Here is a 26,545-nt window from a genome sequence, read left to right on the forward strand (position 1 = left end):
AGAGGAGGAATAAAAATGTGGGAAAACTTAAAAACCGTTGATCCTGAAATTTATGATATTGTTATGAAAGAATTAAAAAGACAGGAGTTCGGATTAGAATTAATAGCTTCAGAAAATTTTGCATCTCAGGCTGTAATGGAAGCAATGGGGAGTGTATTAACAAATAAATATGCAGAAGGTTATCCTAAAAAAAGATATTATGGTGGTTGTGAATTTGTTGACGAAGCTGAATCTTTAGCAAGAAAAAGGGCTAAAGAATTATTTGGGGCAAAATATGCTAATGTTCAACCACATTCAGGTTCTCAGGCAAATATGGGTGTTTATTTAGCGTTAATGGAAACAGGAGAAACATTAATGGGAATGTCGTTAAGTCATGGTGGTCATTTGACACATGGAGCTTCTGTTAACTTTTCTGGTAAAATATTCAATGTAGTACAGTATGGAGTTAACGAAGAAACAGAGGTTATCGATTATGATGAGGTTGAAAAGCTAGCTATTGAACATAATCCGAAAATTATAGTAGCTGGTGGAAGTGCGTATGCGAGGATTATTGATTTTAAGAGATTTAGAGATATTGCAAATAAAGTAGGAGCTTATTTAGTTGTTGATATGTCACATTTTGCAGGTTTAGTTGCTGCTGGTTTATATCCCAATCCTTTGGAATATGCACACGTTGTTACTACTACTACACACAAAACATTAAGAGGTCCTCGTGGAGGTATGATTTTAACTAATGATAAAGAAATATATAAATTAATCAATAAAAGCATATTTCCAGGGATTCAAGGTGGACCTTTAATGCATGTTATTGCTGCAAAAGCTGTAGCTTTCAAAGAAGCTCTATCTCCAGAATTTAAAGAATATCAAGCTCAAGTTGTTAAAAATGCAAAAAAATTAGCAGAAGAAATGGAAAAGTTAGGGTTCAGAATAGTTTCTGGGGGCACAGATTCACACCTTTTCTTAGTTGATTTAACAGAAAAAAATGTAACGGGTAAAGCTGCTGAAAAAGCTTTAGAAGCTTCTGGTATTACTGTTAATAAAAATACTATACCAAAAGAAACAAGATCACCATTTGTTACAAGTGGAATCAGAATAGGAACCCCTGCTGTTACAACAAGAGGAATGAAAGAAAGTGAAATGAAAATTATTGCTCAATTAATCAATGAGGTTATTATAAATATAAAAGACGAAGATGGTAGTCTGGATGATGAATTTAAAGAATCGATTAAATTCAAAGTTAAAGAATTATGTGAAAAATTCCCTTTATATAAAGGAAAAATATTTTAAAATCATAAAAAAGCCCCAAAAGGGGCTTTTTTATGATTCTTTTTTCTTGTTGAAAAAATTAAGTTATCTTTAGATATTATTTTAATAAAAATTTTTAAATATATTCGGAAAGGTTAAGAATAAAAAAAACGGAGCTTATAGCTCCGCAAATTCCTTAGTTTATTTTAAGGAGGATAGGGGTATTATTATAATACCACTATTATGTTAAATAAAAATCCATTAATTATTCAAAAATATGTATTATAAATTAAGAAAAGCAAAACAAAATAGTTATGAAAAATTTTTTAAAAAAATAGAAATTAATGATATAATATAACAAGAATACATTTCAGGAGGTGTTTTTTGGTGAAGCATTTTTCAAAATATTTTATTGTAGTAATTGTTTTAATGGCATTTTTATTTATTCCTAAAATAGGGATATCTGAAGGTTCAAAGGAAACAGGGAAAAACTTAAAGATTGCATTTGTTCAAATGGAAAAGGTTACACAAAATTATTATAAATGGGTTGACCTACAGGAAAAATATAAAAACGATCTTCAATATTATCAGAACAAAATAAACAAATTGCAACAGGATTTTGAAAATCTCAAAAATTCTGGAGCTTCACAGGAAACTTTAGTTCAAAAACAAAAAGAATTACAAACAAGAGTTTCAGAATATCAAAAAGCTATTCAGGACGAATATACCAAAAAAACAAATGAAATTCTGGATGAAATAAAAACAAAAATTATCAGTTATGCCAAAGATAATGGCTATAATCTGGTACTTTATGAACCATCGGTTTTATATGCAGATGAATTAGTAGACATTACGCAACAAATAATCGAAATGTTAAAAAAATAATATGTATAATTTGATATGTAAAAAGATTACAAAAAAATATGGAAGAAAGATTGTATTAAATAATGTCGATTTTGAAGCCAGCACTGGAAAAATAGTTGGGATTTTAGGTCCTAACGGTGCTGGCAAGTCGACATTATTTAAATCAATTTTGGGAATAGTGGTTCCTAAAAGCGGAGATATTTTTCTCGACAATGAAAAGATTACTCATTTGCCAGTTCATGTTAGAGCTAAAAAAGGGATAGCATATCTTCCACAGGAACCTTCTGTTTTTAGAAATTTAACCGTTTGGGATAATATGGAATTAATAGCAACAATGCTAAATATAGAAAACAAACATATGATTATTGAAAATATTTTAATGGAATTTGGTATTTTTGACTTAAAAAATCAAATCGCTGATTCACTTTCTGGTGGAGAAAAAAGAAGATTAGAATTTGCCAGAACGCTTTTAACAAATCCAAAATTTATTTTGCTTGATGAACCATTTGTAGGAATTGATCCAATAACTGTAAAAGATATACAAAAAATTATAAAATCTTTATCTAAAAAAAATCTCGGAGTTATAGTGACAGATCATAATGTTGACGAAATTGCTGAAGTCGTTGATATTTTATATGTTTTGCATAAAGGTAATGTTATAGCTTTTGGAGAACCAGAAACTGTTTTAAATAATAAACTTGTAATAGAAAATTACTTAGGCTGGTGAATTTATGAATATAGGCGTTATAGGTTATTCTGGAGATCCAGAAAAAGAACCAATTAAAGCACTTCAAAACATTATATTTGAATTAGGTAAAATTATATCTAAAAATAATTGGACATTATTTAGCGGTGGCAGAGATGGTGTTATGGAATTAATTTCCAAATCTGTTAAGGAGCATGGAGGAAAAACTGTTGGAATATTACCTTGGGAAATTAATGGAAATGATTATCTTGATATTTCAATAAAAACAGGCCTTGACTTTTCTATGAGGTCTTATGTGTTGGTTAAAAGTGTTGATGTTATTATTAGTATTGGTGGTGAAATTGGAACTGGTATAGAGATTTTAGGAGCATATGCAAATAGAAAACCTGTAATTTTATTAAGTGGTACTGGTGGATGGACTGATAGAATTCAAAAAATTCTTATTGATGGAAAATATCTTGATAATAGAAGATTGTCAGAAGTTTATATTGTTAATGATTTAAACAAACTGGAAGAACTATTAAAAAAATTACAGGAGGAATATTATGATTAGATTGAGATTTGCACCAAGCCCCACCGGGAATTTACATGTTGGTGGTGTTAGAACTGCTTTGTTTAACTGGCTTTTTGCTAGAAAAAATAACGGTAAGTTTGTTTTAAGAATAGAAGATACAGATACTGAAAGATCAAAAAAAGAGTTTGAAGATAATATAATAGAGGCCTTAAAATGGTGTAACTTAAACTGGGATGAAGGTCCGGATATTAATGGAAATTATGGTCCGTATAGGCAGAGTGAAAGATTAGAATTATACAGAAAATATATTAATTTATTAATTGAAAAAAATATGGCATACTATGCTGTTTATAATAATGATAATGAAGAATTTTTTGTTTCAAATACCTATCCGGAAAATTATAAAGAATATAGTATTGTTGTTAAATTTAAAGTTAATAAGAAAGGTTTTACTGAATTCAATGATTTATTGAAAGGGAATATAAAGTTCAGAAATGATTTATTAGATGATTTTATAATTTTGCGTTCTAATGGTATTCCTGTATACAATTTCACTGTTGTAATAGATGATCACTTTATGAATATTACCCATGTTATTAGAGGTGAGGATCATATCTCTAATACTCAAAAACAAATAATGTTATATAAAGCTTTTGGATGGAAAGTACCAGAATTTATGCATATTCCTTTGATTCTTGGTAATGATAAAAAACCTTTAAGCAAAAGACATGGCGGTACTACTGTTGAATACTTCAGAAATGAAGGTATATTAAGTGATGCTTTAATGAATTATCTCGCTTTGTTAGGATGGACTGTAGAAGAAGAAATTTTTAATTTTAAAGATAAAGTTTCATTATTTACTCCACAAAAAATTTCAAATAAAGGTGTAGTATTTGATTATGAAAAGTTAGAATGGATGTGTGGAAAACATTTGCGAATGAAAAAAATTGAAAGTCTATACTTTGAATTTATTGAATGGCTAGATTATCAAAAAGATTTTTCTTTAAAGAATAAAATCGAAGAAGATAAAGAATATTCTTTAAATGTTTTATCGATTTGCAGGGAGAAAGTTAATACTTTAAAGCAGTTAAAAGATTTTTCATATAATTTCTTTATTGATGATTTTTATTATGAAGATAAGTTTCTCGATAAGTTTTTGAAAAAAGATTGGGCAATTGATTTAATAAAAATATCACAGGAAAAATTTGAAAATTTAGAAGAGTATACAGTTGAAAATGTTGAAAATGTTATCAGAAATATTGCAGATTTAAAAATAACTTCTAAAAAGAATACATTTCAAACTATACGAGGCATTGTTTTAGGAAAGTTAGTCACACCAGGCTTATTTGAATCTATAGCAATTTTAGGTAAAGAAAAAACTTTATCGCGTTTTAAAAAAGCAGAGGTGTTTATATATGAACATTTTAGAAAATAAAAATATTATTTTAGGTGTTAGTAGCGGAATTGCAATTTATAAAGCTGTAGATTTATCTTCTAAATTGAGAAAATCAAACGCTAATCTGAGTGTTGTTTTAACAGAAAATGCAAAAAAATTAGTATCTCCTGTTGTATTTTCAGCTGTTGGAAACTGTCCCGTTTATACAGATTTGAATGATGTAAATAATGGCTGGATACCTCATACTCAACTTTCAATGAATGCTGATGCATTAATCATTGCTCCAGCTACTGCTAATATAATAGCCAAAATTGCCAATGGTTTTGCAGATGATCTTTTATCTTTGATAGCTCTGGCTTTTAGAAAAAAAGCTAAAATACTTGTTCCAACAATGAATACAAGAATGTATGAATCCCCAGCATTAAAAAGAAATTTAGAAACTTTAAAAAACGATGGATGGTTGATTGTTGAACCAGAAGTTGGACATCTGGCCTGTGGAGAAATTGGAAAAGGGAGATATCCGGAAAATAATATGATATTAGAATTTTTAGAATATTCATTAACAAAAAAAGATATGAAGGGAAAAAATGTATTAATAACGGCGGGACCAACAATTGAATCTATAGATCCTGTTCGAAATATTACCAACAAATCCAGCGGGAAAATGGGATATGAGTTAGCAAGAGCTTTTTCGTATAGAGGTGCTGAAGTCACATTAATTTCTGGTCCAACACATATTAAACCACCATATATATTGAAAAAATTTATTAAAGTAAATACAGCTTTTGAAATGAAAAATGAAGTTATGAAATTGTATAAAGATTTTGATATTATTATCATGGCAGCAGCAGTTTCTGATTTTAAAGTGATGAATTATTCTAAAGAAAAAATAAAAAAAGACCTTTCCAATTTTTCTCTTGAGTTAATCAAAAATCCGGATATTTTAAAAGAATTGGGGAAGATAAAAAACAAAAATCAGTTTTTAGTAGGTTTTGCTGCTGAATCAAATAATTTAATTGATTATGCAAAGAAAAAATTAATAGAGAAAAATTGTGACTTAATCGTAGCCAATGATATTTCAAAAAAAGAGATAGGATTTGATTCTGAATTAAATGAAATTTACATAATAAATAAAATGGGAGATGTTACCCATGTTGAAAAAAATTCTAAAAAATATATTGCTTTTAGGATTATTGATTATATTTCCGATAATTATAATGGCAAAAGCTAATATAACTTTTTTAAAATTTCAGAATAATATTATTTATTTTAGATTAATTACAGAAGAAAGGATAATAAATCCTAAAATCTTTTTGTTTGATACTGGGTTTAGAGTAAGACCAGATTATAATTATAGTCCAACGTATATCGATATAAGAGTAAATATTAATGATTTTAGTAAAAATGATATTTTAACTTTAGAAATAGAATATGATTCTTTGTCAGGAAGGAAAAAGATTATTATTAATAATTTCCTTGATTTAAGAGAATTTTTCGAAGAAATAAATTTAGAAGTTTCTACTATTGAAACACTTGATGGTTGGAAAGGTGTTTTAGTAAACAATTCTAATAGAAACTTTAAAATAAAAAATGTTTTTATTGATAGGAAAATAAAAATTTATAATAGCGAAAATAATTTATATTATCTTCCAGAAAAACTTGAAGATGGATTTCATGAAATTAATATTACTTATTTAAATAAATATATGATTGAAAGAAAAAAAACAATTAGATTTTTTAAAAAAGGATGGTTTTATGCATCTTCAAATATAAAGGGTGCCTCGTATAAAGTTCGATTTATTGATAATTATTTAGTAAAAAAGGGAGATTCAATATATAAAATTGCCAGAAAATTTAATGTTAAACCTGGTGAAATTATATTATATAATAACATTTCTGATCCAAAAACCATATATCCGGGACAATTACTAAAAATAGGAAAATTAAAATTTGGAGAAAGCCCTTTAATTATTACTATAGACCTTGATAAATCTATTCTTAATCTATATTATTTAGGAAAAAAAGTTTTAACTTTTCCGGCTGCAGTTGGAAGAAGTGATGCTACACCTCCAGGCTATTATAGAATAATGTATAAAGAAAAAGAACCCGCTTTATACTGGTATGGAGAATACATAAAACCTGGCTCAATCATTAATGGAGTTGGTAGCCGTTGGTTGCAATTGTCCAAAGAACAATATGGAATTCACGGAACTACTAAACCATGGGAAATTGGAAAAAGAATATCTCATGGTTGTATCAGACTTTTTAATCAAGATGTTGAACTATTAGACTTTTTAACCGGAATTGGAACAGAGGTTTATGCTTTAAAATCTGCGAGGTGATTTAGTTTGCTTTTTCTTTTAACCCTATTTAAAATTTTGCCTTTGTTTTTAATAATTTTATTGGGATATATTTTTGGAAAGGCTTTTTTTGATCTGGATAATACTATATTAAATAAAATAACTATATGGATTGCTGGAAATGTGCTGGCATTTACCGCGATTAACTCTCATCCCCCTTTATTTAAAGAATTAAAATCATATTTTATGGGATATTTAGTAATATTTGTTTTATCAATTTTAATTCCTTTTATTTTAAAAAAATTTAATTTAATAAAAGCTGAAAAAGGTATCATTTCTTTTGCATTAATGTTTTCTAATGGTGGATATTTAGGATACCCTGTAGTTGAAGCTTTATTTGGTGAAGAATATATATCTAAAGCTGTTATTTATGTTATAGTTATGACCTTACTATCTTTTTCTATTGGTATAATAATATTAACAGGAAATATTCGCAAAGGTTTAACAAATATGCTAAAACTTCCTATGTTATGGGGGTTTTTAATAGGATGGGTTTTGGGAGCAAATGGTTTGTATTGGAATAATTTACCATTTTTTTTATCACGGCCTATAGAAATGATAAAAGATGCCAGTATTGTTATTATTCTGATTAATATTGGTGTTTCTTTATCAAGAATTAAGATTAAAATTTATGATTTATATGATACTATATTAACTACTATTTTCAAATTAGTTATTTTTCCAACAATCGCTGTTTTTCTGGTTAAATTTATGAATTTGGATCCCATATTAGCTGGTGTTTTTGTTATTGAAGTTGGAATGCCTGTTGGTATGAATGTTTCTTTTATAACAGAAGAATTAAAAATAAATCCTGCACTTGGTAATTTGCTGGTTTTTGTGAGCACATTATTATCAATATTGACTGTACCATTATTATATTATTTCATTAATATGATTTAGAATGGAGGGATAAAATGTTTGATATGAAAAAAATTAGGAAAGTTGCTTTGATTGGTGCAACCACAAATAAATCTAAATATGGCTATAAAATTTTAAAAGATTTAATTTCAAAAGGATATGAGGTTTTACCAGTAACACCAAATTATGAACAAATCGAGGGTATTAAAACTTATAAAAGTGTAAAAGATTTACCAAATGTAGACATTTTGAATTTTGTAGTTCCCCCAAAAATTGGTTTAGAAATCACAAAAGAAGCATATAAACACGGGTTTAAAAAATTTTGGTATCAACCTGGAGCTGAATCAGAAGAAATAAAAAAATATCTTGAGTCATTAAATGATTCTGAAGTGGAATATTTATTTTATAAGTGTATAATGGTTGAAACTATCTAAAAGCCCGTATGGGCTTTTTTAATATTGGAGGATGAATTATGTCTGATATAATGAAATTTACTGCGATATTTGCTTCGGCTACTATGGTTAGCAGATTTTTAGGATTATTTAGAGATATGTTGTTTGCATATTATTTTGGTAGAAGTGGCGAATATGATGCCTATATAATTGCTATTTTATTACCATTTTTCTTAAGAAGAATTTTTGCAGAAGGAGCATTTTCAACTGTATTCATTCCTTTATATTCAAGAAAAAAAGGAAAAGACGCAGACATCTTTGCAAGTACTGCTATTAATCTTTTACTTATTATTACAGTATCATTGTATATTCTCGTTCTTTTTTTCTCACAATCTTTTGTAAAAATTCTTGGTAGCGGTATGAATGTTGAATATATATCATTATCTTCAAATCTTATAAAAATAACTTTTCCTTTTATTACTTTCATTTCTATATGGTCAATATTTTCTGGAATATTGTATAATGAAAATAATTTTTTTATTTCTGCTGTTTCACCAGCTATTACAAATATTTTTACCATATTGGGTATAATTTTTTCTTCGTATTTTTCAGTAAAGATTTATGGACCAACTATTGGCTTTTTTTTAGGCGGGTTTTTTCAACTGCTTTTTTTATTTATTTATATAAAAAAGAAAAAGCTCTTTCACTATTATTTTGCTTTAAAAAAAGATTATGTTAATGAAATTATGAATATGTTTATTCCTGCTTTTTTTGGAGTTGCAATATCCCATATCAACAGTATTGTTGATACTAACATAGCAACATGGACAGGCGAGGGAAGTGTTGCAACTATACAATACGCTTTAAGATTATACCAATTACCTCTGGCAATTTTTTCGGTTAGTATCGCAAATGTAATTTTACCCAGATTGTCCAAATTATCGCATAATAAACAAAAAGAAAAATTCATATTTGAATTTAAAGAAGCCATATTAATTTCTCTGTTTTTAACTATTCCTGCTTCATTTGGTTTGATTTTTTTAAGCAACGATATTATAAAATTAATTTATCAGCGTGGTACATTCACAGAAAAAGATACTATAATAACTGCTTTTACACTAATAACATATTCAATAGGAATAATATTTTATTCTATCCACGGAATTTTAGTTAGAAATTATTATTCAAAATTAAATACAAAAAAACCTACCAGAATTTCATTTATTATGGTTTTTATAAATATTATTCTAGATATTATTCTAGCAAAATATATGGGTGTTGCTGGTATCGGACTGGCTACGAGTATTTCAGGATTTGTTGGTATGCTGATTTTAGGTTGGGAATTTTTTATTCATTTTAATAAAATTGATTATATAGAAATTTTTAAAATTATTATTTCGACAATTATTATGATTTTAAGTTTATTTATTCTAAAAAATATTCACTCTTCTAATTTATATACAATTTTTTTAGTTTTTGCTGGAGTTCTTATTTACTTTATTTCCTCATATATTTTCAAAATAAAATATTTAAAAGCCATTATTCAATTTATACAAAAATAAAATGAAGGATTTAACCATCCAAAATGCGCTATAAGCAGATTCATCCAATTCTTCGTCTATGCAATTTTCAAGTTTCCATACTTTATTTTCGGACACGGTAATTATTTAGAGAAACGAATTAAATTGAAATTTATATATAATTAAATGATTTGTGGTATAATTATAGTGAAAAATAATTTATTATTAGGGGGCTCGAATATGGATGTAATGACAGTAACCTTAAACCCATCTCTTGATAGAGAAATTATAATAGAAAATTTTAAAAGTGGAGAAATGTTTAGAATTTCAAATCCTTCAAATGCTCTCATGGAACCTGGCGGAAAAGGTGTAAATGTATCAAAAATGCTTAGTAAATTAGGAATTGAAAATATGGCTTTAGGTTTTTTAGGTGGTTTTGTTGGAAGAGTTTTTTTAGAAAAACTTTTGGAAGACAGAAATATTACAGCTAATTTCATTTTTGTAGAGGAAGAAACTCGTGAAAATATAGCGATTTTGGATTTAAAAAATCATACAATTACTCAAATTAATTCCAGTGGACCAAAATTAACTGATGCAGACATTGAACATTTTATGCAAAGATACATAAATTCTTTATCTCTGGTAGATCACGTTTTGATTTCTGGTAGCGTTCCACCAAATACACCAGACGATATATATGCAAAAATGTTCTCTTTAGCTCACGAAAGAAATATAACAACTTACATGGAAGCAAATGGTAGGCATTTTAATATTGCTGTTAAAAATGCATGTCCTGAAGTTGTAAGGATTGATTTAAGAAAGGAAAAAAAATATTTTGATAATGAGTTAAAGGATATAGAAGATTATATTTATGCAGCAGAAGATATAATTAAACATGGAGCTAAATTAGCTGTTTTAAGCTATCATGTTGAAGGAGATATCATAGCAACAAATGATGGAATATGGCTTTTTAAAGTAAATGAAACAATTGATAGATCTCATTTATTCGGCGTTGGTGATTCATTTATGACTGGAATAATATATTATATTCTAAAAAATGGAAAAAACTTTCTTGAATCTGCAAAGTTTGGTATGGCAACGGCTATTGCAAAGGTACATCATGTGGAAAAATATATTGAAAATATAGATGAAATACATAGATACTTTAATTATTTTGAAACAAAGAAGGTGAAATGATGAGGGTAGAAGATATAATGTTAAAAGATGTGACATCTTTAATGATAGATGTGACTATTGAAAGATTTATAACATTATGCGAAAGACATGGTTATTCCGCTTTACCTGTTGTAGATGAAGAATTTCATCTTGTGGGACTATTAAGTGAATCCATGGTAATAAAAGCATCTATTCCAGGATATCTGTCTTTAATGCAGTCCACATCATTTATACCTGATTCACAACAATTTATTAAAGGTTTAAGTAATATTTTGCATAAACCTGTATCGGAAATTATGGATAAAAGTCCAACAAAAGTCTATTACGATGATACAGCTTTACATGTTGCAGATGTAATAATAAAAAATAGCTTAAAAATAGTTCCTGTTGTTGATTATGATAATAGATTAGTTGGAATAGTCAGAAGAATAAAATTATTAAGTCTTGCAGCAAAGGGGATTTTGGAAGAATCGTGGAAATGAAAAAAATAGATATTATTACTTATGGATGTAAATTAAATCAAGCTGAAAGTGAATTTATCGGTGAAAAGCTAAAACAATTAAATTTCAAAGTAATTTACGATAATAAAAAGGATAATTGTGATTATATTTTAATAAATTCATGTACTGTTACATCAGAAGCTGAACGAAAAATAAAACAGTTAATTAGAAGCATAAAAAGGAAAGATATGTCTAAAAAAATAATTGTGGTTGGATGTTATGCTCATACTAATGTCGAAGAATTAAAAAAAGCTGGAGCAGATTTAATCCTTGGCAACTTAGAAAAAAAATATATTGAGCAGTATATTGATAAAGAAGGTGTTTTTGTCGATAAAAATTATTGGAATAAGAAAAAGGAAGAAGTATTTATACCTTCTAAACCTTATAATTCATATTCGAGATATTTTCTTCCAATTGAAGAAGGGTGTCTTGAATTTTGTTCATATTGTAGAATTATATTTGCCAGAGGAAATAAAATAAGAAGTGTAGAAAAAGAGCAAATTTTTGAAAGTATTGATAATATATTATCTCAAAATATAAAGGAAATTATATTTACAGGCATTAATTTATCTTATTTTGGTTATAGTACAGATTATAATTTAAAAAAATTAATTTTTGATATAAATAAAAAATATAGAGAAAAAAATATTAGATTTAGAATAAGTTCTTTATATCCTGATTTTATTGATGAAGAGATTATTAGATTACTGAATGATAGCAGTATTTTCGAAAAACATATTCATCTATCACTTCAACACATTTCTGATAATATTCTAAAAAATATGGGTAGAAAATATAATGAAAAATATTTACATATGTTATTTGATAAAATATATTCTATAAATTCATTTTTTTCGATATCTGCAGATTTAATAGTAGGGTTTCCTGGAGAAAGTGATAATGATTTTCAAAGGTTAATTAATTTTTTAGAAAAATATAATTTTTCTCGCATTCATGCTTTTAGGTATTCAAATAGACCTAATACAAAAGCTGCTCGAATGAAGGAACAAATTCCTGGAAATATAAAAAAAGAGCGAATGAAAATATTACAAAAGTATATACAAAATTCATCTAAAAAATATCTGGAGCATTTAAAAAATAGAAAAGTAACTGTGTTAATTGAAAAAGTTGATAAAAAAAATAGTTTTAGTTATGGATATGATGAATTTTATGTTTATCATAAAATAAATAATATTTTAAATAATAATGAATTTTACGATGTTAAAATAAAAAATATTAATAATACTGGAGTGATTTCTCATGTTTTATGATTCAGAAAAATGGATTGAAAAAGAAAATTATATGAATGAGGATTTCGAACTTTTTAACGGGTATTCAACATATGAAACATTACGAACTTACAATAAAAATACATTTGCTCTTAAATTCCATTTTGAAAGATTGAAAAAATCTGCTATGTTTCTTGGTCTGGAAATTCCTGAATATGATAAATTAAAAAATATATTAAATGATGGTATAAAAAAAATAAATTGCAAAAGTGATGTTCGAATAAAAGTATTAGTAAATAAATATACATCACGGAAAAAATCTTTTTATGCATTCATAGAACCTATAATTGAAATAGATGATTTAAGAGAAAGTGGTGTTGTATTAACTATTTCTCGTGAAAGAAAACCAAAAAACCCTGTTATTCCTTATTATGTTAAAACAAACTTAAATGGTTATAGTCTTTATCTAAGGCAAAAATATAATGCATATTATGATTCCATTGTATTGAATGAATTTGGATATGTAACTGAAGGAACAAAATCAAATATTTTTATAGTTACCGCCGGAGTTATAACCACTCCCCCAATATCTTCTGGAATATTGCCGGGTGTAACAAGAAAGATAGTTTTAGATTTAATAGAAAGCTTTAATATGGATTTTGAAGAAAGAAATATTGAAGTATGGGAATTACTATCAGCTGATGAAGTTTTTTTAACTCATACAAGTGTAGGTATTATTCCTGTTAGAAGAATTGTTCCTAATTTTACTTTTAACGCTCCTGGAATAACTACCGAAACACTTATTAATTATTGGAATGATTTTATTATCAGTAATAATAATTATTGGGAATGAAAATGAAAGATTTCAATGAATTATTTAAAGAATTAAGTAAAAAAAACAATATACTAAAAAAAGTTTTATTAATAAAAGATTTAAAACTTATCGTACAAAAAGTTTTTGAAAAACATGGTTTAACCTCAGTGGAGGTAGTTAATGTGGATCTAAAAACCTCCACACTTTTTTTGTATGTTGATAATAATTATATTAAACAGGAAATTATCTTTAAAAAGAAAAAAATTTTAGAAGATATTAATAATATACTTGAACAGGATAAAATAAAAAATTTGAAATTTTCCGGAGGTGTTAATCAATGAATAAATATTCTCAAGATAATATAAAAGTTTTAAAAGGTTTAGAACCAGTAAGAAAAAGACCTGGTATGTATATAGGTTCCATTGGAAAACCTGGATTAAACCATTTAGTATATGAAATTGTTGATAATAGTGTCGATGAATATATGAGCGGATTTTGTACAAAAATAATCGTAAAAATAAATGATGATAATACAATAGAAGTTATTGATAATGGAAGAGGTATTCCGGTCGGGCCTCATCCTACAGAAAAAAAAGATACTCTTGAAGTTGTATTTACAACTTTACACGCTGGAGGAAAATTCGATAATGCAACCTATAAAATAAGTGGTGGATTGCACGGAGTTGGTGCCTCTGTAGTAAATGCTTTATCTGAATTTCTTGAGGTTTGGGTTCATAGAAATGGAAAAATTTATTATCAAAAATATTCAAGAGGAAATAAGGTAACTGAGGTAGAAATATTAAGTGAAACTAATAAAACAGGAACTCATATTAAATTTAAGCCCGATTCTGAAATATTTGAAAATGGCGATATTGAAGTAGAAGGGCAAATTGTTGAAAATAGATTAAGGGAATTGGCGTTTTTGAATCCAGGACTTGAAATTGAATTTATTGATGAAAAAAGAAATAAAAAAAGTATCTTCAAATATGAAAGAGGTATATCTGAATTTTTAGAATTTTTAGTTAAAAAAAATAAAAAAACACCTATTCACGAAAACCCTATTTTTGGAACAGGGAGTGTTAAAAATCCGAGAGGTAAAGGTTTCTCCGATATCATTGTTGAGTTTTCAATGATGTACACACGTAATGATTTTCCACATATATATAGTTACGTAAACAATATCAGAACAATTGAAGGCGGAGAACATGAGTCAGCATTTAAGGCTACTTTAACCAGATTGATAAATGAATATGCCAGAAAAAATGGTTTTTTAAAAGAAAAAGAAGACAACTTTACCGGAGAAGATGTAAGGGAAGGTTTAATTGCTATATTAAGTATTAAATTACCAGATCCTATATTTGAAGGTCAGACAAAAGCTAAATTAGGTAGTAAAGAAGTGAGAATTGCAGTAAATGAAATTTTATCCGAATATTTAATAAAGTTTTTGGATTCACATCCTAAAGATACAAAAATGATTTTTGAACGTATTAAAGAAGCTGCAAGAGCACGTATAAATGCGAAAAAGGCTAGAGATAAGGTTAAAAGAAAATCTATCTTTGAAAACTCACCTTTACCAGGAAAATTAGCGGATTGTACTTCAACTAATCTGGACGAAACGGAGTTATTCATCGTAGAAGGTAATTCTGCTGGTGGAAATGCTAAAACGGCAAGAGATAGAAATTTCCAGGCAATTCTTCCATTAAGAGGAAAGATTATCAATGTTGAGAAACATGATATTGAAAGATTAATGAAAAATGAACAGGTTTCAAATATAATATCAGCTATAGGGACAGGAATTGGCGACAATTTCAACATTAAAAAATTAAGATATGGTAAAATCATTATTATGACTGATGCTGATGTTGATGGAGCGCATATAAGAACTCTCTTATTAGCTTTATTTTTTAGATTTATGCCTGAACTTATTAAAGAAGGTAGAATATATGCTGCACAACCTCCTCTATATAAATTCAAAGCAGGAAAATTTGAAACATATTTGTATAGCGATGAAGAATTAGAAAAGTTAAAAAATGAATATCCAAAATATTTACTTCAAAGATATAAAGGTCTTGGAGAAATGAATTCTGATCAATTATGGGACACAACAATGAATCCTCAAAAAAGAAAATTAATAAAAATAAATATAGATGATCTTATTGAAACAGAAGAAATTTTAGAGATATTAATGGGAAATGATCCATCAGCCAGAAGAGAGTTTATAGAAGAACACGCTTTAAAAATCAAGGAGTTAGATATTTAATATGAACACAGCTCGTAACGTATTATTTGTACTAATTATGATGTATATATTCATAATTTTTTATATGATTTTCCAATTTTTCGTTACAAAAAACAAAGATATTAGAAACTTATTCGTAATACAACAGCCTATATGTGTGGTAGAATTTAATAGCAGATATCTTCTTTTAAATAAAGATGAAATAATTTTTAAAATTTCAGATGTACCAATTGTTGGTTATCCAATTATAGATTTCAATGATTATTTTATTTATAAAGATGATCTTGCAAAATTATCTATAGAACAATTAAGTTATATTTCAAAAATTAACTTTGAAAAAAAAATTATTTATATTAATATCGGTTATAAACTATTCTTTAATTCATGGAAAGATGTTTTGAATCATTTTGATAATACGATAACAAAATTAATAAAAAAAGAACCGGGGAATTATTTTCTTCTCTCTGGAGGTAGTTTAATTAGCATTTATTAGGAGGGATAAAATGGCCAAAAAGGTTATTTATGCAATTGATGTTGGGAATTACTTCATCAAAGGAATAGCATTAGAAGAAAATAAAGGGAAATATCAACTTATATCAAAAGCATTAGAAAGAGCAGAAGGAATTATAAAAGGACAAATTCAGGATGTTAAAGCATTAAGAAGGAAAATTGAAAATGTAATATTTACATTAGAAGGAGAAAATAGCAAAGCTAAAGAAATAGATATAGTTTTATCATATGCTACCAATGAATTAAAAATTTCAAGAGAAAGTTATACATTGGAATTTTCTGAACCTAAAGAAATTACAGAAAGCGATTTAGAAAAAATAAAATCCAACATTCAACAAAAATATTCAGAATTAAATAAGGAAGTTTTAGATATTAAATTTGTGAATTTTGAAGTTGATGACAAAAAGGTAAAAAATCCTGTTGCATTTGTATCAAATTATAGTTTAAATGCAGTTATAAATGTTGTATGGGTTCCAGAAAATTCTTTTGCTCCAATTAGAAATACAATAAAAAATTTAATTGAAGGAGAAATTCCAATATACGACTCAACACTTGCTTCAGCTTACGGCGTTACAAACACGTCAGATAGAAATCTTGGAGTTGGAATTATAGACCTTGGTCATTCTAAAGCAAGAATGCTTATTTTTAAAGATGGTATTCCAAAATTTTATTTAGACTTTGAAGTCGGATTAGAATATGTTTTAAAAGATATTATGCATGTATTAAAAACTTCAGAAAATGAAGCCTTAAGATTATTAGAAGAACATGCAGTATGTTTGCAGGACACAAAAATAGTAAAAAAAGTAGATTATTTAAGCTTGGTAGGAGATCATTATGAATATACCACACAGAATTTACTTAATAAGATTATTTTTGCAAGAACGAGAGAAATAATCAATAAATTAAATAGCGATCTTGCAAAATTGGAATATGAAAATACTCTTGAAATAGCAGGAGGTCTTCAAGCCGGAATTATTCATACAGGTGGCGGGGCAAGAATTAAGAATATTGAAAAAACTATTTCCGACTTTATGGGAAGCCAAGCTCGATTAGGTGTTGCTTCAAATAATATCAATAATTTTTACATTGATAATGCTGATGAGTTATATAAAGATCCGTTATATTCACCAATTATAGGAACTATAAATTTATATTTCAGTGGAACAAATATACCAAAATTATACATAGAAGATGCAAAAACATATAATGAGAATACTTATACAGAAGAAAAAGTTGAGAAAAAGGGTGGTTTCTTTTCAAGATTGGGAAGAATCCTTTTAGGAGGTAATGAAGATGCCATTTAATTTACCTATTGAAAATGAACCGAAAGAAATATTTCATAAAAGACCAAAATATGTTATTAAGGTTATAGGTGTTGGCGGCGCCGGAAATAATGCAATTGAAAGAATGATAAGATTAGGAGTATCTGATGTTGATTTAATTGCTGCTAATACAGATGTTCAGGTATTAGAAGCAAGTAGTGCAAAATTCAAACTACAACTTGGCAAAGAATTAACAAGAGGGTTAGGAGCTGGAGGTAATCCAGAGAAGGGTGAAAAAGCTGCTGAAGAAAGTGTAGATGAAATTAGAGAAACAATTCAGGGGACAGACCTGCTTTTTATTACCGCTGGTTTTGGTGGTGGAACTGGAACTGGGGCTTCTCCTGTAATTGCCAGAATAGCACGCGAATTAGGCATATTAACAGTTGCTGTTGTAACTATTCCTTTTCATTTTGAAGGTTCAACAAAACAAAAGATTGCAAACAGTGGATTAAATAAATTAAAGCCATATGTTGATACCTTAATAAAAATCTCTAATGATAAATTATTAGAAGATAATGATGATATTCCTATTAGACAAGCCTTTGCAAAAGCTGATGATATATTGTATCAGGGAATTACAGGAATCTCTGATTTAATTACTAAAAAAGGGTTGGTAAATACCGACTTTGCTGATGTTGAATCTGTATTAAAAAGACGTGGTTCTGCTATGTTAGGAATTGGCTGGGGAAAAGGTCCAAACAAAGCAGAAGAGGCCGCCAAAAATGCATTAAATTCAAAATTTTTGGAAAATTCTGTACAAAATGCTACTGCAGCTTTGGTAAATGTTTCTGGTAAGAATCCAACATTAAAGGATTTAAAAACCGTCACATCTATACTTCATTCTTATTCAACTGATGAAGTTAATTTGAAATATGGTATTACGGAAGTAGATGATATGCAACCCGATGAATTAAAAGTAACCATTGTTGCTGCGGGATATAATAAAATATTAAATGATTTTGATGGGGAAAATATATATGAAATACCTGCAATTTATAGATTATTTGGAAATAATGTATTAAATGAAGAACGAATAAAATTAGAAAAATATTTAGAAGCACAGCAGGGAGATTATGAAGAATAATTTAGAAAAAATTGCTATTCAACAGCTTTATTCTAATAAAAAGATAAACAGACAATTTATATCGACTGAATATAACAAGGAAATTTTATTAGAAAATTATTTAAATCTTCTTCTTCAGGAGAAGATTACGGATTTACATTTTTTAGCATATAAAGATTTTTCTCTTGTATCCTATCGCTTCAATACTTCATTAATTGAATTTGATAAAATTTCTAAAAAAACCTATGAAAATATACTAACCAAGATTCAAATACTATCAGGAATAGATATTATTAACGACAGGGATCCGTCAGATGGGTCCTTTACTTTTTATAATCATCGCTTTAGAGTTTCTTTAATAAAAAATATAAATGGCATAAACTGTGTAATTAGAAAGCTTAAAGATATTTCTGATTTAATCAAAGAAAATTTAAATTATCCAGAAATTTTTATTTCTTATGTGGAAAAAATTAAATTATTAAAAAATGGTCTTGTATTGTTTTCTGGTCCAACCGGAAGTGGAAAATCTACAGCACTAGCTTATATTTTAATTAATTTATTAAAAGACTCTCAAAAGAAAATTATAACTATTGAAAATCCACTTGAATACAATATTCCTGGGGCCCAACAAATTGAAATAAAAGATGATTCTGAAAAAACCAGTATATTAAAAAATATACTAAGACATGATCCTGATATTTTAATGACTGGAGAAATTAGAACCGAAGAAATGGCAAAATTAACTATTGAAGCTGCAATGACTGGCCATCTGGTATTTTCAACCATCCATTCTAACAATGTTTTTAACGTAATAAATCGTCTTACTGAAAAGGGTATAGCATTAAATGATATTCTTGATTCTGTAAAAATAATATTTAATCAGAATTTTGTAAGGTTATTGTGTGACTGCTATATTGATGAAAATAATAAAGGATGTCAAAAATGTCATTATACTGGTTATAAATCAATAAAACCAATTTTTGAAATTCTTGAAATCAATGAATTTATTAAAGAATTCTTCAGAGGAGATGATATCTCAAAAATCAAAAATACAACTTTTTATACTTCCTATGAAAGTGAGTTGAATAATCTACTTGTTAAAGGATTAATATCTCAAAAAGAATTTAAATCCTATATGAACACAAATTAGAGGTGAGTTTTATGAAATATTATAGTAAAACACCTGAAGATTGGAAAAAATATGATGAAGAAAAAGAAAAAAAGGATAATTTAAGAAAAATTCAAAAAAAGCGACAACGAATTAACAACTTAATTATAATTTTTATATCCTTATTTGCTATTATTGTAATAATTTCCTCTAAGTATTACTTTCCAAGATATAATTTTGGAGATTCAGTAATGATAAATAGTATTTCTTTTTCAATTTTAGCATCGAATAAATACACTTTTCCGGATAATTTAGAAATTACTGTTAATATGTTTAACACCGGTAGTGCAGTAAAAGATATAAAAATAGATTCATTTAAATTTATTATATACAAAATGACAAATTCTGCAAGTACGACTTTTTATAAATTTGAATATAACAATATAATTTCTTATAAATTACAACCTTTAGAAAATAAAAAAATTTTCGATTTAAATTCTATCAATCCCATATCAAAAATACCAAACGGGAATTATATCATAGAAACACAATTTAATTATAATGGAAGAATAATTAAATTAAAAAAAGAGATTGAATATATACATACTATCAAATATAATATTTATCTGGATAAAGCTTTTTATTTAACAAATGAATATCCAAAATTATATATTGAAGTTAAAAATTATTCTGCAGAAACAAAAAACGTTAATATTATTGGAAAATTAAAAATTTATACAAAAAATAGAAAATTAAAAAAAGAGATTCCAATAAACTTTGGTTATACATTATTAAAAACTTTAGAAGCTAAATCATATGAAATAAATATTCCTCCCATAGAAAAAGGTATATATGAATTATATTTTGTTAATGATAAACTTAATCAAGTAGTATATATTCCTTTAGCGATAACTGATAATATTGAAAAAAGATTGAAAAATATAAATTTATCTGTAGATACTTACCTTTTTTATCCGGTAAATCATTTATTTGAAGGATATTTTTATATAAACAATCTTAATTTTAAAAAAGAAAAATTTTTAGAAATTGAAGGATATACTATTAGATTGATTAATCTAGAAAATAATGTCATAGTTTTTAACTATGAAAATAATGAGAAAAAAAGAGTTTATATAAATGCTGGTGGAAAATCTATTATCCATTTTATTTCATCTAATCCACCAGTCAAACTATCGATTCCTGGTAATTACAGGTTAATATTTGCTGTCAAATCCAACGAAAATACAATTGAAAGAAGTATGGATTTATATGTTGGAATTTCAAAATAAGGAAGGTAATAAAATTGTATGGATATATATCACTTTATTTTAAGCCAACTAAAATAGAAAGACTAAACTATATAAGTCATTATTGTTCGATTTGTCATTCTTTAAAAAGAAATTTTGGCAATTTTTACAGGATGTTTATTATAAGAGAAGTTTCATTTTTTTCTTTATTAAAAGTAGAATTTAATGAAAAAAATATTGAAGAAATTACATGCCCATGGGTAGGTTTTAAAAAACGGTATATTTATAAAAATATTGAAATATTCGATGAATTTTCATTTTTAAATGCTTTGATTATATATGGTAAAATATATGATAAATTGCATGATAGTAATTTAAATAAATTGGTTGTTTTTATAAAATTTTTAAAAAGAAAACTTATATATTATTATGGAAAAGATTTTATTGAAACGTATGAAAACATATTAAATGAACAATTTAAAATAGAGAATAAAACATTAGAATTTGAAGAGTATTTTATTCCATCAATAAAAATTATCCAGATGATTTTAAATAAACATCAAATATTTTTTTCAGATGACTTTAGTACTTATATAGGAACATTAATTTATCTTTTCGACGCCATATATGATCTTGAAAAAGATATTAAAAAAAAGAACTTTAATCCTTTTAAAAGAGTGTTTCATATAGACAAATTAAACGTTTTAGACAAAGAAAATAAAGAATTTATAAACTTTATAATAGACTATTCAATAAAAAATATATTAGACATACTTGAAACCTCCAATATAAAAAACAAACATTTTGCAAAGAAATTATTTTCTTTTAGTGCCTCTTATCATAAATCAAAAATAGAAAAATTGTTTTACTCCAATAACAAAATGCCTGAGAAAAATATTTCCCATATAAATTCCAAAAATATATACTTAAATATAAAATAACCCCTGATAGGGGTTATTTTATATTTCATGTATTAACAATCCTGATCTTAATTTTGGTTCAAACCACGTTGACTTTGGAGGCATCGTTTTGTTTACATCTGCAACAGCCATTAATTCTTCTATTGATGTCGGATACATTGAAAATGCCACTTTCCAATTTTTGCCATCTATCCATTCCTCCAGAGCCTTTACTCCTCTAATACCTCCAATAAAATGTATCCTTGGATCTTTTCTTGGATTTTCTATGCCTAATATAGGAGATAATAAATAATTTTGCAGAATATATACATCTAATTGTTTTACAGGATCATTTTCTTCTATAATAGAATCTTTGGCTTTTAGTGAATACCATTTTTTATTTATATACATTCCAAATTCGTGTCTTGATTTTGGTTTATATGGTGTTTCTTTAACTTCAAAAATTTCAAAATTTTCAGATAACTTTTCCATAAATTCTTCATCTGTTAATCCATTTAAATCCTTCACAACTCTGTTGTAATCAAGAATTTTCAATTCATCATGTGGAAAAACAACAGCCATAAAGAAATTATATTTTTCATTTCCTGTGTGCTGTGGGTTTCTTGATTTCAAAATTTCCTTTGTTCTTGAAGCTGCTGCAGCCCTATGATGTCCATCTGCAATATATAATGCTTCAACCTCACTAAATGCTTTTTCTAATTCTTTAATTAAATTTTCATCACTTAAAACCCACAATTCATGATAAACATTTTTTTCATCTTTAAAATCATAAATTTTTTCTGCTTTATCAATTCCTGTATTTATTAACTCTTTTATATTTTCTTTTGATTTAAAGGTTAAAAATACAGGACCTGTCTGAGCTTCTAAAATCATTATATGTTTAGTTCTATCGTCTTCTTTATCTTGCCTTGTTAACTCATGTTTTTTAATTAAACCCTTTTGATATTCATCAACCGAAAAAGTTGCAAAAATCCCTGTTTGAGAATGACCATTCCATGTCTCTCGATATAAATAAAGAGCTGGTTTTTCTTCTTCTATTAAAATACCTTCTTTTTTAAAATTTTCTAAATTTTCTTTAGCTTTTTTATAAACAATTTCACTATGTGGATCGATATTTTCATCAAATTCAACTTCAGCTCTTGTTACTTTTAAAAAGTTATTAGGATGTTTAGTAACAATTTCTTTAACCTCTTCCTCTTCAAGAACATCATATGGAGGGCATGAAAATTCTTCAACTAATTCTTTTTTTGGTCTCAACCCTTTAAATGGTCTTATTAACGACATTTTTTTACCTCCTTTTTCTATTTCTGAGTTTATTATAACAATTAGTTTGTCAATCATCAAATATATTCTTTTCAAAACTAAGGTATTAGCAGTTAAATAACTTCAATTAAGTAAAAAAATCATCATTCTTTTCATGTAATATATTAAAATACGCTGTCTAAAAAGTCTAAAATGAAATGAAGGCTCGAAGATTGCCCTTAACGCACCTACGGTGGGTTATTGGATTAAAAATTGGATTTTAATAAAAAAACCTTCGAGCTATTGCTCTCTTACAGCGGGTAATTGGAAAAAATAATTTTTATTATATAATTATAAATCCTTTTCCCTTAGATTTTTTATACCTAAAAAATCTAAGCGTAAATGAAAGCCGTCAAAAAAACAGGATGTTTTTTTGAGTGAAGCTTTTTCATGGATGAAAAATCTGAGCGACGGCTGAGAATGAATAATTTTAAAGATAAGTAATCAAGCTGCCTGAGTGAATTTGACTTTTTAAACAGCGTATATTGAAAATTTTTCATTATTTTTTATATGGTTTTAAATAAATTTTTATAATATTCATCCTGTATTTTAAACATTTTTTTCTTTTCTTCTTCTTTTAAATGGTCATAACCACAGATATGCAATATTCCATGAATTAATATATAAAAAAATTCTTCTTCAAATGTATTATTAAATTCTGGAGCCTGTTCTTTTATTTTTTCAACTGAGATAATAATTTCACCTATTATGTCTTCATTTACACCGTATTCAAAAGATAAAACGTCTGTTGGCCCAATTTTATTTCTATATTTTTCATTATATTCTTTTATAGTTTCGTTATCTGTAATAACTATATTTAACTCATAATCTTCATCGCCAATTTCAGATAATAAAACCTTTTTTGTAATATTTTCTACTTTTTTTATATCAATATTTTCAATTTCCTGATTATCAAAAATATTAATTTTCATTTTTTGACACCTCTTTTAGAAGTTCTTTTGGAATTTCTGGATAACTAATTCTTGAATGGTTCATGTTTAATATTGTATTAATCATAGCATTTTTAATTTTTTTGATTTCTTTTAAAGTTAGTCCGCAATCATCCAATTGTCCTTCAAAATATAAATCCTGTATCAAATTATCGATTTTTTCTTCAATATTTTTTTTATTTATTTTTTGCATACTCCTGGTCATTGCTTCAATATTATCTGCAATCATTAATATTGCTGCTTCTTTAAATTGAGGTATAGGACCGGGATACTTAAATAAATCGGTTGAAAGGTTTTCTTTTAATTCTATACTTTTATGAAAAAAATAGCGTTTTATTCTTGTTCCATGATGCTGAACAATCAGATCTTCAATCAAAATTGGTAATTTATATTTTCTTGCTAATTCTTTACCTTTTATTACATGAAGATTGAGAATTAAAGCGCTTAGTTTTGGATTTATTCTATCATGTGGATTAAATCCTTTTTGATTTTCTGTAAAAAATAAAGGTCTTAATGATTTACCTATATCATGAAAATATGCACCTACTCTCAATAGTATAGGATTAGCCTTTATTGCTTCAGATGCACTTTCAACTAGATTCGCAATAATTAAACTGTGATAATACGTACCAGATGCATTCAAAGATAATTTTCGTAATAATGGGTGATTCAAATTTCCTAATTCCAGGAGACCTATATCCGAATAAACACGTGTAATATATTCAAGATACGGCAATACACCTAAAAGAAAAAGCATCTGTATCAAATTTGATATAAAAATTTGTGGAATAGCTTCAAAATCAAAATTATTATAAATTAAATATATTATAATCTGTGAAATAGTTGCGCCCAAAAAAGGGATTACCATTCTTACTCTTGAATATAAATTCTTACTTAAATATGCACTTATTATTCCTATAACAAAAAGTGTAATAAATGTTTTTAAAGGAAACCCAAACAAAAATGAAAAATAAAAAGAAAAAACTAAAGAAGATAAAAAGCCTATATAAAAATTCATCATAAGTGTAATTGTTACAACGGTAAATAAAGGTGTTACTGCAGGATCGGAAAAATATTTTAATGAAAATAGGTTTAAAATTATACCTGAATCCAGGATTATAATAAATGCAAACCAATAATTTAACGGGTGTAAATTAAAGGCTCTATCTTTTCTTATTAAATACATAATTATTAAATACCAAAAAGGAAAAAAAATTATTATGAAGTTAAATAAAAAACTCCATGTAAAATCACGCCATAATAAAATTTCCGTAATCAAAAATAAAAACATAAAATTGGCAAAAAAGAAAAAATTTTGATATATTTTATTTTTTTCCATATTCTTCACCTTTAGTTTTCTCATATTTATCGTAAGCTTTTATTATTTCTTTAACTAAAGGATTTCTTACAACATCATTTTCAGTTAGTTCTATAAAAGAGATCCCTTTAATATTTTTTAATACCTTTTGAACAATTAGCAATCCAGAATCTTTTTTATTTTCAAGGTCAATTTGAGTAATATCCCCGGTAATAACCGTTCTTGAATTAAAACCTATTCTTGTTAAAAACATCTTCATCTGGTAATATGTACTATTTTGAGCTTCATCAAGTATAATAAACGCATTATTTAAAGTTCTTCCTCGCATATAAGCCAGGGGCACAACCTCAATAATACCTTTTTCCTTATATTCTATAATTTTATCTGCATTTATAAAATCCATAAGTGAATCATATAAAGGTCTTAAGTAAGGATCAACTTTGTCATATAATGTTCCCGGTAAAAATCCGAGTTTTTCTCCTGCTTCAACAGCCGGTCTTGTTAATATTATTCTTTGAACTCTTCCAGTATTTAAAAATTCTACTGCCATTGCAACTGCCAAATAGGTTTTTCCAGTTCCAGCTGGACCAATACAAAAAACTATATCGTTTTCTTTCATGATTTTTATATAATCTGATTGTCCATGAGTTTTCGCCTGCACTCGCACACCACTCACAGTTGTATTAACAACCTGATTGTAATTTGTTTTTTGTGATTTTTTCAAATCATTTTCAGTTTCGTATAAAGAAACAATATATTGAAATTCTGTCCAATCAAGCAAATGACCATTTGAAGTAATATCAACAACCTCTTTTAAAATTTTTTTTACCTTATTTATATTTTTCTTTTTTTCACTATTAAGAACGATTTTATTCTCCACATAAGATATTTTTACATCAAATTTATTTTTCAAATATTTAATTCTGCTATCATGCGTACCGAATATTTCAATTAATTCAATATCTTTTGGGACAGGTATATATTCTTTAATA

At 26.7% G+C, this 26,545-nt stretch carries 26 protein-coding genes; 22 read left to right on the forward strand and 4 right to left on the reverse strand.

Annotated features, from left to right (window positions below):
- Positions 1–15: 15 nt before the first annotated feature.
- The 22 genes from glyA (at position 16) to XO12_RS00430 (ending at position 22,004) form a co-directional block, all read left to right on the forward strand.
- Positions 16–1,287: a serine hydroxymethyltransferase gene (glyA, locus tag XO12_RS00325; protein WP_047264982.1), complete on the forward strand. Its 1,272-nt coding sequence runs from the start codon at positions 16–18 to the stop codon at positions 1,285–1,287.
- A 345-nt stretch (positions 1,288–1,632) separates the two neighbouring features.
- Positions 1,633–2,130: an OmpH family outer membrane protein gene (locus tag XO12_RS00330; protein ID WP_052913104.1), complete on the forward strand. Its 498-nt coding sequence runs from the start codon at positions 1,633–1,635 to the stop codon at positions 2,128–2,130.
- Position 2,131: 1 nt separating this feature from the next.
- On the forward strand, positions 2,132–2,836 hold the full coding sequence (gene lptB, locus XO12_RS00335) for an LPS export ABC transporter ATP-binding protein (protein ID WP_047264900.1): 705 nt from the start codon (positions 2,132–2,134) through the stop codon (positions 2,834–2,836).
- A gap of 4 nt (positions 2,837–2,840) precedes the next feature.
- Positions 2,841–3,368, forward strand: coding sequence for a TIGR00725 family protein (locus XO12_RS00340; RefSeq protein ID WP_175419512.1), 528 nt, complete (start codon positions 2,841–2,843; stop codon positions 3,366–3,368).
- Positions 3,361–4,764 (forward strand): glutamate--tRNA ligase, encoded by a 1,404-nt coding sequence (gene gltX, locus XO12_RS00345; RefSeq protein ID WP_047264898.1) that lies wholly within the window; start codon positions 3,361–3,363, stop codon positions 4,762–4,764. The genes XO12_RS00340 and gltX overlap by 8 nt, the downstream gene beginning before the upstream one ends.
- On the forward strand, positions 4,745–5,956 hold the full coding sequence (gene coaBC, locus XO12_RS00350; protein WP_047264897.1) for a bifunctional phosphopantothenoylcysteine decarboxylase/phosphopantothenate--cysteine ligase CoaBC: 1,212 nt from the start codon (positions 4,745–4,747) through the stop codon (positions 5,954–5,956). Before gltX ends, coaBC begins: the two co-directional genes overlap by 20 nt.
- A complete protein-coding gene (locus XO12_RS00355) occupies positions 5,877–7,067 on the forward strand; it encodes a L,D-transpeptidase family protein (RefSeq protein ID WP_052913103.1) in 1,191 nt (396 codons plus the stop codon). Before coaBC ends, XO12_RS00355 begins: the two co-directional genes overlap by 80 nt.
- A 42-nt stretch (positions 7,068–7,109) precedes the next feature.
- Complete coding sequence (locus XO12_RS00360) at positions 7,110–7,985, forward strand: AEC family transporter (RefSeq protein WP_175419513.1); 876 nt, start codon at positions 7,110–7,112, stop codon at positions 7,983–7,985.
- Positions 7,986–7,999: 14 nt separating this feature from the next.
- The gene (locus XO12_RS00365) at positions 8,000–8,377 is read left to right on the forward strand and encodes a CoA-binding protein (protein WP_047264895.1); all 378 of its coding nucleotides are present in this window, start codon (positions 8,000–8,002) and stop codon (positions 8,375–8,377) included.
- Between the two features lie 38 nt (positions 8,378–8,415).
- A complete protein-coding gene (gene murJ / locus XO12_RS00370) occupies positions 8,416–9,897 on the forward strand; it encodes a murein biosynthesis integral membrane protein MurJ (protein ID WP_047264894.1) in 1,482 nt (493 codons plus the stop codon).
- A gap of 198 nt (positions 9,898–10,095) precedes the next feature.
- On the forward strand, positions 10,096–11,052 hold the full coding sequence (locus XO12_RS00375) for a 1-phosphofructokinase family hexose kinase (protein ID WP_047264893.1): 957 nt from the start codon (positions 10,096–10,098) through the stop codon (positions 11,050–11,052).
- Positions 11,052–11,513, forward strand: coding sequence for an HPP family protein (locus XO12_RS00380; protein ID WP_047264892.1), 462 nt, complete (start codon positions 11,052–11,054; stop codon positions 11,511–11,513). The genes XO12_RS00375 and XO12_RS00380 overlap by 1 nt, the downstream gene beginning before the upstream one ends.
- A complete protein-coding gene (gene mtaB, locus XO12_RS00385) occupies positions 11,510–12,802 on the forward strand; it encodes a tRNA (N(6)-L-threonylcarbamoyladenosine(37)-C(2))-methylthiotransferase MtaB (RefSeq protein WP_047264891.1) in 1,293 nt (430 codons plus the stop codon). Before XO12_RS00380 ends, mtaB begins: the two co-directional genes overlap by 4 nt.
- Positions 12,792–13,613, forward strand: a complete 822-nt coding sequence (locus XO12_RS00390) for an aminotransferase class IV (protein ID WP_047264890.1) — start codon at positions 12,792–12,794, stop codon at positions 13,611–13,613. Before mtaB ends, XO12_RS00390 begins: the two co-directional genes overlap by 11 nt.
- The gene (locus XO12_RS00395) at positions 13,610–13,915 is read left to right on the forward strand and encodes a DciA family protein (protein ID WP_084822578.1); all 306 of its coding nucleotides are present in this window, start codon (positions 13,610–13,612) and stop codon (positions 13,913–13,915) included. The genes XO12_RS00390 and XO12_RS00395 overlap by 4 nt, the downstream gene beginning before the upstream one ends.
- Positions 13,912–15,834, forward strand: a complete 1,923-nt coding sequence (locus XO12_RS00400; RefSeq protein WP_175419514.1) for a type IIA DNA topoisomerase subunit B — start codon at positions 13,912–13,914, stop codon at positions 15,832–15,834. Before XO12_RS00395 ends, XO12_RS00400 begins: the two co-directional genes overlap by 4 nt.
- A 1-nt stretch (position 15,835) precedes the next feature.
- A complete protein-coding gene (locus tag XO12_RS00405) occupies positions 15,836–16,306 on the forward strand; it encodes a DUF4894 domain-containing protein (protein ID WP_047264887.1) in 471 nt (156 codons plus the stop codon).
- A gap of 10 nt (positions 16,307–16,316) precedes the next feature.
- Complete coding sequence (locus XO12_RS00410; RefSeq protein WP_175419515.1) at positions 16,317–17,627, forward strand: cell division FtsA domain-containing protein; 1,311 nt, start codon at positions 16,317–16,319, stop codon at positions 17,625–17,627.
- The gene (gene ftsZ, locus XO12_RS00415; RefSeq protein WP_047264885.1) at positions 17,617–18,729 is read left to right on the forward strand and encodes a cell division protein FtsZ; all 1,113 of its coding nucleotides are present in this window, start codon (positions 17,617–17,619) and stop codon (positions 18,727–18,729) included. Before XO12_RS00410 ends, ftsZ begins: the two co-directional genes overlap by 11 nt.
- Positions 18,719–19,858, forward strand: a complete 1,140-nt coding sequence (locus XO12_RS00420) for a GspE/PulE family protein (RefSeq protein ID WP_047264884.1) — start codon at positions 18,719–18,721, stop codon at positions 19,856–19,858. Before ftsZ ends, XO12_RS00420 begins: the two co-directional genes overlap by 11 nt.
- 11 nt (positions 19,859–19,869) lie before the next feature.
- Positions 19,870–21,105 (forward strand): hypothetical protein, encoded by a 1,236-nt coding sequence (locus tag XO12_RS00425; protein WP_047264883.1) that lies wholly within the window; start codon positions 19,870–19,872, stop codon positions 21,103–21,105.
- Positions 21,106–21,119: 14 nt separating this feature from the next.
- A complete protein-coding gene (locus tag XO12_RS00430) occupies positions 21,120–22,004 on the forward strand; it encodes a DUF5685 family protein (RefSeq protein WP_047264882.1) in 885 nt (294 codons plus the stop codon).
- A gap of 18 nt (positions 22,005–22,022) precedes the next feature.
- Here the strand turns inward: XO12_RS00430 and XO12_RS00435 are convergent, their stop codons facing one another.
- The 4 genes from XO12_RS00435 to XO12_RS00450 all read right to left on the reverse strand — a co-directional run bounded on the left by XO12_RS00435 (position 22,023) and on the right by XO12_RS00450 (position 26,544).
- On the reverse strand, positions 22,023–23,267 hold the full coding sequence (locus XO12_RS00435; RefSeq protein WP_175419516.1) for a DUF1015 domain-containing protein: 1,245 nt from the start codon (positions 23,265–23,267) through the stop codon (positions 22,023–22,025).
- Between the two features lie 524 nt (positions 23,268–23,791).
- Positions 23,792–24,217 carry an rRNA maturation RNase YbeY gene (gene ybeY / locus XO12_RS00440; protein ID WP_047264880.1) on the reverse strand — a complete coding sequence of 142 codons (426 nt, stop codon included), beginning with the start codon at positions 24,215–24,217 and terminating at the stop codon, positions 23,792–23,794.
- A complete protein-coding gene (locus tag XO12_RS00445; protein ID WP_047264879.1) occupies positions 24,207–25,574 on the reverse strand; it encodes an HDIG domain-containing metalloprotein in 1,368 nt (455 codons plus the stop codon). The genes ybeY and XO12_RS00445 overlap by 11 nt, the downstream gene beginning before the upstream one ends.
- Positions 25,561–26,544 (reverse strand): PhoH family protein, encoded by a 984-nt coding sequence (locus tag XO12_RS00450; RefSeq protein ID WP_047264979.1) that lies wholly within the window; start codon positions 26,542–26,544, stop codon positions 25,561–25,563. Before XO12_RS00450 ends, XO12_RS00445 begins: the two co-directional genes overlap by 14 nt.
- Position 26,545: the final 1 nt, after the last annotated feature.

This window comes from Marinitoga sp. 1154 (genome assembly GCF_013363285.1).
In the GTDB taxonomy this organism is placed as follows: Bacteria; Thermotogota; Thermotogae; order Petrotogales; family Petrotogaceae; genus Marinitoga.